The organism is Streptomyces sparsogenes (genome assembly GCF_001704635.1).
GTDB classification, from domain to species: domain Bacteria; phylum Actinomycetota; class Actinomycetes; order Streptomycetales; family Streptomycetaceae; genus Streptomyces; species Streptomyces sparsogenes.
The window spans coordinates 76,606-87,080 of the sequence record NZ_MAXF01000118.1 but is presented as its reverse complement, the minus strand read 5'-3'; the positions used below and the strand labels follow the sequence as shown (position 1 = coordinate 87,080).

10 protein-coding genes are annotated in these 10,475 nt (G+C 71.8%); 3 read left to right on the top strand and 7 right to left on the bottom strand.

Going from position 1 to position 10,475, the window contains the following annotated elements; genetic code table 11:
- From BBH68_RS24640 to BBH68_RS24630, 3 genes are all read left to right on the top strand, one after another.
- Positions 1-802 (top strand): aldo/keto reductase (locus BBH68_RS24640; protein ID WP_065965673.1); only part of this gene is annotated, 802 nt, incomplete at its 5' end.
- 152 nt (positions 803-954) lie between these two features.
- Complete coding sequence (locus tag BBH68_RS43335; protein WP_065965672.1) at positions 955-2,358, top strand: RNA-guided endonuclease TnpB family protein; 1,404 nt, start codon at positions 955-957, stop codon at positions 2,356-2,358.
- Between the two features lie 118 nt (positions 2,359-2,476).
- Positions 2,477-4,405: an SMI1/KNR4 family protein gene (locus BBH68_RS24630; RefSeq protein WP_065965671.1), complete on the top strand. Its 1,929-nt coding sequence runs from the start codon at positions 2,477-2,479 to the stop codon at positions 4,403-4,405.
- A gap of 62 nt (positions 4,406-4,467) precedes the next feature.
- Here BBH68_RS24630 and BBH68_RS24625 read toward each other — a convergent pair whose 3' ends face one another.
- The 7 genes from BBH68_RS24625 to BBH68_RS24600 all read right to left on the bottom strand — a co-directional run bounded on the left by BBH68_RS24625 (position 4,468) and on the right by BBH68_RS24600 (position 10,376).
- Entirely contained in the window at positions 4,468-5,067 is a 600-nt protein-coding gene (locus BBH68_RS24625; RefSeq protein ID WP_065965670.1) for a hypothetical protein, read from the bottom strand.
- Positions 5,064-6,215 (bottom strand): ROK family glucokinase, encoded by a 1,152-nt coding sequence (locus tag BBH68_RS24620; RefSeq protein ID WP_065965669.1) that lies wholly within the window; start codon positions 6,213-6,215, stop codon positions 5,064-5,066. The genes BBH68_RS24625 and BBH68_RS24620 overlap by 4 nt, the downstream gene beginning before the upstream one ends.
- Positions 6,212-6,340: a hypothetical protein gene (locus BBH68_RS44095; RefSeq protein ID WP_281182493.1), complete on the bottom strand. Its 129-nt coding sequence runs from the start codon at positions 6,338-6,340 to the stop codon at positions 6,212-6,214. Before BBH68_RS44095 ends, BBH68_RS24620 begins: the two co-directional genes overlap by 4 nt.
- A gap of 282 nt (positions 6,341-6,622) precedes the next feature.
- Positions 6,623-7,459, bottom strand: a complete 837-nt coding sequence (locus tag BBH68_RS24615) for an ATP-binding cassette domain-containing protein (protein ID WP_065965668.1) — start codon at positions 7,457-7,459, stop codon at positions 6,623-6,625.
- Complete coding sequence (locus tag BBH68_RS24610; protein ID WP_065965667.1) at positions 7,456-8,499, bottom strand: ABC transporter permease; 1,044 nt, start codon at positions 8,497-8,499, stop codon at positions 7,456-7,458. The genes BBH68_RS24615 and BBH68_RS24610 overlap by 4 nt, the downstream gene beginning before the upstream one ends.
- Positions 8,496-9,485, bottom strand: coding sequence for a sugar ABC transporter substrate-binding protein (locus BBH68_RS24605; RefSeq protein WP_245738284.1), 990 nt, complete (start codon positions 9,483-9,485; stop codon positions 8,496-8,498). The genes BBH68_RS24610 and BBH68_RS24605 overlap by 4 nt, the downstream gene beginning before the upstream one ends.
- A gap of 171 nt (positions 9,486-9,656) precedes the next feature.
- Complete coding sequence (locus tag BBH68_RS24600) at positions 9,657-10,376, bottom strand: GntR family transcriptional regulator (RefSeq protein WP_065965686.1); 720 nt, start codon at positions 10,374-10,376, stop codon at positions 9,657-9,659.
- Between the last annotated feature and the right edge of the window lie 99 nt (positions 10,377-10,475).

Sequence of the window (10,475 nt, the reverse complement as noted above, 5' to 3'; positions counted from 1 at the left end):
GGGCTACGGCCTGTCCGAAGAGATCATCGGCCGCTGGCTCGCCCAGGGCGGCGGCCGGCGCGACCGGATCGTGCTGGCCACCAAGCTCTACCAGCCCATGGGCACCGGCCCCAACGACAAGTACCTGTCGGCCTACAAGATCCGCAGGGCCGCCGAGGCCAGCCTCCGACGGCTGCGGACGAACCACATCGACCTGTACCAGATGCACCACGTCGACCGCTCGACCCCGTGGGACGAGATCTGGCAGGCCATGGAGCAACTCGTCCGCGAGGGCAAGGTCACCTACGTCGGCAGCAGCAACTTCGCCGGCTGGCACATCGCCACCGCCCAGCAGGAGGCGAGCAAGCGGCACTTCCTGGGCCTCGTGTCCGAGCAGAGCCTGTACAACCTCAACGCCCGCACGATCGAGCTCGAACTGATCCCCGCCCTGCGCCACTACGGCCTCGGCCTGATCCCGTGGAGCCCGCTGGGCGGCGGCCTGCTCGGCGGCACCCTGCGCAAGGCCGACAGCGGCCGGCGCTCGTCACCCGACTTCCTGGCCACCGTCGAGCGGCACCGGCCGCAGCTCGAGAAGTACGAAGCCCTGTGCGCGGACCTCGGCGAGCGCCCTGCGGACGTCGCACTGGCCTGGCTCCTGCACAACCCGGCCGTCGCCACCGCCATCGTCGGGCCGCGTACCCCCGAGCAACTGACCGAATCGCTGCGGGCCCCGCACCTGTCCCTGCCTCCCGAGACCCTCCGCGCGCTCGACGAGATCTGGCCGGGCCCCGGAGGTGAGGCTCCTGAGGCGTACGCCTGGTAGCCCCAGAAAACGGCGCCCGACGCTCCGGCGGCCGCCCTACCGCCCGTGAAGGCCATCGCGTGAACGACCAGGCGACACTTCCCCTCGGTCACCACTCGGCAGGACAGACCCACTCGGCTGACCGAGCGGGTCGCCCGGCAAGGAGGAGAACGATGCACACACGCACACTGGGACGGGACCTGCGCGTCTCCGCGATCGGGCTCGGCGCCATGGGCATGTCCCAGAGCTACGGCCCGAACCCCGGCGACCGCAAGAACATGATCGCCGTACTCCGCGGCGCCGTCGAACGCGGCGTCACCTTCTTCGACACCGCCGAGGTGTACGGCCCGTACGTCAACGAGGAACTCGTCGGAGAGGCCCTCGCCCCGCTGCGCGACCAGGTGGTGATCGCGACCAAGTTCGGTTTCCGCATCGAGGACGGCGCACCCGCCGGGCTCAACAGCCGCCCCGAGCAGATCCGCGCCGTGGCCGACGCCTCCCTCCAGCGCCTCGGAGTGAACACGATCGACCTGTTCTACCAGCACCGCGTCGACCCGGACGTACCGATCGAGGACGTCGCCGGGACGGTGGGCGAACTGGTCCAGGAAGGCAAGGTGCGCTGCTTCGGCCTCTCGGAGGCCAGTGCGCGGACCATCCGCCGCGCCCACGCGGTGCATCCGGTGACGGCGGTGCAGAGCGAGTACTCGCTGTGGACCAGGGACCCCGAGCCGGAGGTGCTGCCCACCTGTGTAGCCCTGGGCATCGGCTTCGTGCCCTTCAGCCCGCTCGGCAAGGGGTTCCTGACGTCCCGCGCTCTGCCGTCGGTGCCGTCCACGGTGACCGTGGTCAAGGACAGCGCGGGCCGGTACTTCGCGAGCTTCGTCGTGGAGACCGGCCCGGAGGAATCCCTGCCCGAGGTGTCGCCGGAGTTGGGCATCGATCTCGGGCTCGGGCACTTCGCGGTCCTCTCCGACGGCACGAAGGTCGGCAGCCCGCGATTCCTGCGCCGGACCGAGAAGCGCCTGAAGAAGGCGCAGCGCGCCCTCTCCCGCAAGAAGAAGGGCAGCAAGAACAGGGACAAGGCCAGGGTCCGCGTCGCACGGGCGCACGCCCGTGTCGCCGACGCTCGCCGCGAGTTCCATCACCAGCTCTCCACAAAGCTGATCCGCGAGAACCAAGCGGTGGCTGTGGAAGACCTGGCGGTGAAGGGACTCGCGCGTACACGCCTGGCCAAGTCCGTGCACGACGCCGGATGGTCCGCGTTCGTGAGCATGCTGGAGTACAAGGCCGCCCGGTACGGGCGCACCTTCATCCGGATCGGCCGCTTCGAGCCCACGTCTCAGGTGTGCTCGCAGTGCGGCGTCCAGGACGGCCCCAAGCCCCTGCATGTCCGTGTATGGACCTGCGGGGCATGTGGGGCCGTCCTGGACCGGGACATCAACGCGGCGGTCAACGTCGCCAAGGCGGCCGGACTGGCCGTGTCAGCCTGTGGAGCGCAGGTAAGACCGGGAATCCTCCCGGCACCGCGCGGCGAAGCAGGAACCCACCCGACACCGCAGCCTTCAACGGCGCGGTAAGCGGGAATCACCGCCCTTCAGGGCGGCGAGGATGTCAAAACGAGCACCACATGTCCCTGGTCGACAAGTAAGCCCCGCGCGCCGGGCGCTGTCGGTGGCAGGTGGCAGCATCGTGCGTATGACGGACATCACGGCATTCGACTGGCGGTCCTTCCTGCTCAGATGGAGCGGGGAGTGGGCGGATTCCCTGCCCGACGGCGAGACGCGGGGCGAGGACGACGAGACCGCGCGGCGGGCGCGGTGGCTGGGGTTCCCGCCCGCGTCCGAGGAGCGGATCGCGGACATGGAGGAGCGCCTCGGCCGGCGGATGCCCCCGTCGTACCGGGAGTTCCTCAAGGTCAGCGACGGGTGGCGGCACGCGGGCGGGTTCGTGTGGCTGCTGGCGGGGACCGGGGACGCGCGCTGGCACAACGACGCGTCGGGGCTCGCGGTCACCTTCGAGGGGTATCTGGACGAGAACGCCGGGCCCGAGGAGCGGCGGGAGGCGGACCTCTGGCGGCGCGGGTTACAGCTCGACGTCGAGTCCGACATCACCCACGTGCTCATGGATCCCGATGACGTGGACGAGGACGGTGAGTGGGCCGTCTACACATGGTCGAGCTGGCTGGCCGAGCCGCCCAAGCGGCACGCGAACTTCCTGGAGTTCATGCGGGCCATGCACCGGCAGTTCCACAGCCTGGAGGCGCACAGCGGCGACGGGGAGCCGGAGTTCGCCAACGACACGACGCGAGAGCTGGACATCCAGGTGGAGGAGGCCCGGCTGGAGGCGCTGCGCGGCAGCTGGGAGCGGGCCGTGAAGGCGCTGGACGAGGCCAAGGAGTACGGCAGACCGCGGGCCGCCGGGCTGGGCGACCAGATACGGCGCCTGCTCGGACAGACCTATCAGGTGGATTTCGACGGCCTGGCCACGGACCCGCGGTACGCGCCCGAGCTGTTGCCCCCGCTGGTCGCCGAGCACGCGGCGCACCGGTACCGGGACGACTCCACGCTGAGGTTCCATCTGGGGGGCGCCGAGGAGGAGCTGGTGTCACTGGCGTACGCGATCCTGGAGGAGGTGCGGCGCGGCACGTACCGGTACACGGCGGCGGGGCCGTTCGGCGAGGCGGTCGAGCGGGCGCGGGAGCTGGCGCGGTGGGGGGACACCGACGGGGCATGGCGGATGCTGATGAGCGCCGTGCCGCTGTGGGAGCCGCTGGGACCGGACCACCTGGCGCCGCTGGGCTGGGTGGCCGACCCCGTACTCGGGCCGCTGCTGACCCCGGAGCGGGGCCGCGAGCTGCTGTCCACTCCGCGGGGCGGGCAGCCGGGTGAGGCGCCGGGCCCGGCCGCCGGGCTCGACCCGGGCGGCCTGGCGTGGCTCGCGGAGCCGGACCAGGGCGACCATCGCACCTCCTACCGGTTCGTCCTGGTGGAGGGGGTGGAGCCGGAGGAGTTGCCCGGGCGCCTCGCGGACGGGGACGACGCCGCGCTGAGCCGGCCCATGACCTTGTGGGAGGCGCGCCACGCGCTGCGGGACAAGAGGGAGTTCTCGTCCTACGACGACCGGGCCCTCATGGCGGTCGGCCGGGCCGGCCCCGGCTGGAGTTTCGCCTTCGACGGCGATCCCGCCCCGTTCGGTCGGCAGCGGTTCGTCTCCCCGGCCGCTGCCGCCGGCGCGGGCACTCGCGCGGTGGTGGTGTGGAGCGGCCTGAGGGCCTGGCACGGCGAGCCGTTCTTCCACCTTTCCGTGGCGCGAGACGGTGCCGAGCAGTACGCGTTCACCTATGCCGGCGGAGAGGTCGAGCAGAGCGGGGAGATACCGCGGGCGCTGGATCCGAGCCGGTTCTTCGGCGCCCTGGAGGACGTGGCCGGGACGGAACGGTCGCTGCTGGAAGCGGTGGCCGGGGAGTTCGGCGCGTCTCTGCCGCGACAGGCCCTCATGAACGGGCGGCTGCACACATTCACCACCCGTTCCTGGACGCGGCCGCCAAGGGACGGCGAGACATACGCGGTGGTCCGGGTGGGTTTGGGAGGACGCGCGCCCGAGGCGTGGCCCGCGGACGGGTGAGGACGGGCCGAGGCCCGGGACGGGACCGTGCTCGGGTCCGGCCGCCGGGCCGTCGGCCGGGGCTACGGGGTGACGGTGGAGACGACGTAGACCTTGGGGTGGCGCCGGTTGTCGAAGTCGACGGTGATCTCCAGTTCCGGCTGGGGTTGCTTCTGGGTGAAGACCGTGCCGGCCCAGTCCTCGTCGCCGCCGAGCCGCCAGCCGACCTTCTCGGCCTCGTCGGCGTCGATGGTGATCTCGCCGTTCTTGAGGGCGGCGCGGTCGGTGCCGACGTTGACCAGGAACCGGTCCAGGCCCTGGACGGAGGTGACGAACTGCACGTACAGCGAGCTGCTCTTCCAGGCGTTGGTCTCGTAGTACGCCACGTCGTCGGAGTAGCCCGGGATCGGCACGTCGTAGATGCGCCGCTGCACCTTGCTGGGCCAGCCGGCGGTGAGGCCGGTGGCCGAGGCGTTCTCCTGCTTGTCCTCGCCGCTGTCGCGGCTCTGGAGCGCGGAGATGACCAGATAGCCCGCCGGGATGGTGATGAGCAGGAAGACCGCGAGCGCCTTGAGCCAGCGGCGCGGCCGGCGGCCGGCGGGGGGCGTGGGGGGCTCGGTGGCGCGGTCGGTGCCCCGGCCGGGCGGTGAGCCGGTGCCCGGACGCTGGTCGGCGGCGGTCACTCGCGCCCCGCCTGTCCGCGCGACGCCAGCCGCAGGGGGCCGGTCCCGGTGCGCTCGTAGCGCTCCACGCGGCGCCGGTTGGCGCGGCGGAACCGGCGGGCGACCAGCCGGGCCAGGTCGGCGGCGCCGACCATGCCCGCCTCGGGGCCGAGCTGGGCCCGGGCGATACGGGCCTCCGGCCGGTAGCCGCGGCCGGTCAGGGTGCGCCGGAAGGCGTCCCGGGCCGGGCCGATCAGCAGGTCGTCGGCGGCGCTGACGCCGCCGCCGATGACGAAGCAGGAGGGGTCGAGGGCGGCGGCCAGGTTGGCGATGCCGACGCCGAGCCACTGGCCGATGTCCTGGAGCAGCTCGACGCACATGGCGTCGCCCTCGCGGGCCAGCTCGGTGATCAGCGGCCCGGTGATCTCCTGGATGTTGCCGCCGACCCGGTCGATGATCCCGTACGCGACCGGGGACTCGGCGGCGGCCAGCTCGCGGGCCTCCCTGACCAGCGCGTTTCCGGAGCTGTACTGCTCCCAGCAGCCGCGGTTGCCGCACGGGCAGCGGTGGCCGCCGGGCACCACCTGCATATGGCCGAACTCGCCCGCCACCCCGTACTTGCCGCGCTTGACCTGGCCGTCCTCCAGGATGGCGCCGCCGATGCCGGTGCCGAGGGTGATCATGACCAGGTGGTCCTCGCCGCGTCCCGCGCCGAAGCGCCACTCGGCCCACGCGGCGGCGTTGGCGTCGTTGTCGACCATCACCGGGACCGCGAGGCGCTCGGCGAGGCGGTCCCGCAGCGGCTCGTTGCGCCAGGACAGGTGGGGGGCGAACAGGACGCGGTTGCGGTCGGCGTCGACCCAGCCGGCGGCGCCGATGCCGACGGCGTGCACGTCGTGCCGGTCGGAGAGGTCCAGCACCAGCTCGGTGATGGTGTCCTCGACGACCTTGGGGCTCTTGGACTTGTCGGGCGTCTCGGTGCGGACCTTCTCCAGGATCTCGCCGTCGGCGTCGACGACTCCGGCCATCACCTTGGTGCCGCCGATGTCGATGCCGACGGTGGGCACGCGGGGCGCGGTGAGGTGCGAGCGGCGCTCGCGGGTGCCGACGGTGCGCAGCACGGTCGCCCGGGCCGACCCCCGGTGCACCCTTTCACGGTAGAGGCTCATCGGCTCGCCCCCTCGCCGAGGCCGGAGCCGCCGCGGGCGGGGCCGACGGCCTCCCGGCCCGGGCCGGGAGGACCCGCCGGGGCGGCGGCGCGGGCGTGGGGGGTGCGGTCGCTGCGGGTGCGCAAGAGTTCGTCGTCCCTGCGGGGGTCTCGGGAGGCCGGGGCCTCGGCGTGCGTGGTCGTGGCGGGGTGGGACCCGCCGTGCGATTGTGCCTCACGCGCACCGGGCGCCGCATGGCGAGTCCCGCCGGGGGCGGGTCATCGCGCCATGCGGCGCCCGGGGTGCGCGGGGTGGCAGGCCTCGGCCGGGCCCCTCGGCCGAGCCTCTCGGCCGGGCCCCTCGCACGGATCTCGCGCAGGCCTCGCTCGGGCCCGCGCGGGCCCCGCTCAGACCTCGCTGGGCCCCGCTCAGACCTCGGTCGGGGTGTCCTTGGCCGAGGGGCGGGCGAGTTCATGGCTGAGCTGTTCGAGCTCGCTGCCGCCCGCCATCTGGCGGGTCAGCTCGTCGAGGGCGATCTCCGTCTTGAGGTGGCTGCCGGCCATCGCGCCGCGCTTGAGGAGGACGAAGCGGTCGCCGACGAGGTGGGCGTGGTGCGGGTTGTGGGTGATCAGCACCACACCGAGGCCCGCGTCCCGGGCCGCCGCGACGTACTTGAGCACCACCCCGGACTGCTTGACGCCCAGCGCCGCCGTCGGCTCGTCCAGCACCAGGACCTTGGCGCCGAAGTGGACGGCGCGGGCGATGGCCACGCACTGCCGTTCGCCACCGGAGAGGGTGCCGATGGGCTGGTCGACGTCGCGCAGGTCGATGCCCATGCGCAGCAGGGCGGCACGGGTGGTGGTGCGCATGGTCTCCACGTCGAGCCGCTTGAAGGGCCCGCGGCCCTTGGTGGGCTCGGAGCCGAGGAAGAAGTTGCGCCACACCGGCATCAGCGGCACCACGGCGAGGTCCTGGTAGACCGTGGCGATGCCGCGGTCCAGGGCCTCGCGCGGCGAGCCGAGCCGGGTCTCCTCGCCCTCGATCGTGAGGCTGCCCGCGTCGTGCTGGTGCAGCCCCGCCACGATCTTGATGAGGGTGGACTTGCCCGCGCCGTTGTCGCCCAGCACGCAGGTGATCTCCCCGGCGTGCACCTCGAGGGAGACCCCCTGCAGCGCGTTGACGTTGCCGTAACTCTTGCTGACGTCGCGCAGTTCGATCAGCGGCGTCCGGGCGGAGCTGCCCGCGGAGGTGTCTGTCGTGGTCATGCGCCGGCCTCCGCCCGCTTGCGGACCCACCAGTTGAGCAGCGTGGCGAGCAGCAGCATCGCGCCGAGGAAGAACTTGAACCAGTCCGCGCTCCACTGCGCGTACACGATGCCCTTGTTCGCCATGCCGAAGATGAACGCGCCGACGGCGGCCCCGATCGCCGAGCCGTAGCCGCCGGTGAGCAGGCAGCCGCCGATGACGGCCGCGATGATGTAGAGGAACTCGTTGCCGACGCCCTCGCCGGACTGGATGACGTCGTAGTTGAACAGCAGGTGCTGTCCGGAGATCCAGGCCGCGAAGGCGACGCCCATGTACAGCCCGATCTTCGTGCGCTCGACGGGCACGCCGACCGCGCGGGCGGCCTCCTTGCCGCCGCCCACCGCGAAGATCCAGTTGCCGGCGCGGGTGCGCAGCAGGATCCAGGTGGCCAGCGCGACGAGCCCGAGCCACCACAGGACGGTGACCTGAAGATCGACATCGCCGATGGTCAGGTGGGAGGCGAAGACGTCCTGGGCCTCGGGGAAGCCCTCCATGTCGCCGATGGACTTGGTGGAGACCGTGTCGCTGATCAGCTTGGTGAAGCCGAGGTTGCAGCCCTGGAGGATCAGGAAGGTGCCGAGCGTGATGATGAAGCTCGGCAGCCCGGTGCGCACCAGCAGGAAGCCGTTGAAGAAGCCGATGGCGAGGGTGGCCAGCAGGGACACCCCGATGCCGACCCAGACGTTGGCCGTCATCTGGTACGAGAACATCGAGGAGATCAGCGCCGAGGAGGTGACCATCACCCCGGTCGACAGGTCGAACTCGCCGCCGATCATCAGCAGCGCGACCGGGGTCGCCATGATGCCGATGGTCGAGGAGGCGTTCAGCACCGTGCTGAAGCTGGACCACTGCAGGAAGCTGTCGGCGACGACGGAGAAGAAGACGAAGACGGCGACGGCGCCGACGATCGCGCCCAGTTCGGGCCGGCCGGCCAGGCGGCGCGGCAGGGAGCGGCGGGCCAGCCTCTCGTCCTTGGTCGCGGGCAGCGCGTCCGCGCTCATCGGGTCCCCCGGTCGGTGTACTTGGCCAGGTCGGCGGCGTCGTCCTTGGTGATGATCTGGGGGCCGGTGAGGACCGGCTTGCCGCCGCCGAGGACATCGGCGTTGTAGTGGTAGAGCCACAGCAGGTCCACGGCCTCGTAGCCCTGGAGGTACGGCTGCTGGTCGACGGCGAAGCCGAGCGTGCCGTCCTGGAGCGACTTGGCGACCTTGGCGTTGAGGTCGAAGGTGTCGATCTCCGCCTTGCTGCCCGCCTGCTGGGCCGCCTTGGCGGCGGTGGCGGCGAAGGGCGCGCCGAGCGTCACGACGGTGTCGATGTCCTTGTCGGACTGGAGCTTCGCCTCGATGCTCGACTCGACGTCGGGCATGTTGGTGCCCTCGACGTAGATCTTCTCCATCTTGCCGTCGAAGGTCTGCGCGGCGCCGTCGCAGCGCTGCTCGTGGCCGACGTTGCCCTGCTCGTGCAGCACGCACAGGGCCTTCTTGCGGCCTCGCTTGTTCAGCTCCTCGCCGACCGCCTCGCCCGCGATGGTCTCATCCTGGCCGACGTGGGTGAGCGCCCCGAAGTCCTTGGACTCCTCCGACCCGGAATTGACGGTGATGACCGGTATGCCCGCCTTCTCCGCCTTCTTGACGACGTCCTTCATGGCGTCGGGCTTGGCGAGCGTGACGATCAGCCCGTCGACCTTCTGGTCGATGTAGGTCTGCACCAGCTGGGCCTGGTCCTTGCCCTCCTCGTGGTGGGCGTAGAGGAACTTCACGTTGTCCTTGACCGCGGCCTGCTTGGCCCCGCTCTGGACGATGTCCCAGAAGGTGTCACCGTCGCCGGAGTGGGTGACCATCGCGAAGGTCATCCTCGGGGTGTTCACCGCCGCGCGCCCCGAAGCGTTCGCCGCCTGCTCGGCCCGCTCCTCGGCGCGCTTGCCGCCCGTACTGCTGCATCCCGCCGAGGCGAACCCCAGCACCGCCGCCAGCACGGCGGCGGTCAACGCGCGTGCCCCTGTCCCAACCCTGGCCACGAAGACCCAGCCCTTCTCGAAGACGTCCCGTTCGGCGGCGCCCGGACATGCGTCATCGGCTCGGGCGCCGCCCAAGTATCCGTCACGGTGTACGGCCGGGGTCCAGAGGGTGGTCGGGACCTGTTTCGCGCGGGCGAGCCCTCAGGGGCGTACGAGCAGCTGGAACTCGAAGGAGTAGCGCGACGCCCGGTAGGTGTGGGAGCCGAATTCGACGGCCCGGCCGGTGTCGTCGAAGGCCGTGCGCTCCATGGTCAGCAGGGGCGCGCCCGCCGGCTCGCCGAGCCGCTCGCCCTCCTCGGCGGTGGCGGCGCGGGCGCCGACCGTCTGGCGGGCGCTGTGCAGGGTGATCCCGGCCGCGCGCATCAGCCGGTAAAGACCGGTCTCCTCCAGCTCGGCGCTGTCCAGCTTCAACAGGCCCGCCGGGAGGTGGTTGCACAGGTGGGCCATGGGCTCGCCGTGGGCCAGCCGCAGCCGCTCGATCACCACCACCTCGGTGCCCTCGGCGACCCCGAGGGCCGCGGCGACCTCGGCGGTCGCGGGCTCGGTGGTGTTGCGCAGGACCCGGGTGGCGGGGCGCTGCCCGGCCGTCTCCAGGTCGTCGTACAGGCTGCTCAGCTCGAGCGGGCGCTTGACCTGGCTGTGCACCACCTGGGTGCCGACCCCGCGGCGGCGCACCAGCAGCCCCTTGTCGACCAGCGACTGGATGGCCTGGCGGACGGTGGGCCGGGACAGGCCGAGCCGTCCGGCGAGCTCGATCTCGTTGCCGAGCAGGCTGCCGGGCGCCAGCCGCCCCTGCTCGATCGCCGCTTCGAGCTGCTGGGACAGCTGGAAGTACAGCGGGACGGGGCTGCTGCGGTCCACGCTGAACTGGAGCGTCTCCGCCGAGCCGGCCGGGCCGGAGGAATCTTCTTCCTGCTTTGCCACGGGGCGAGCGTAGCCGGATGAGCACATGACGGGAAG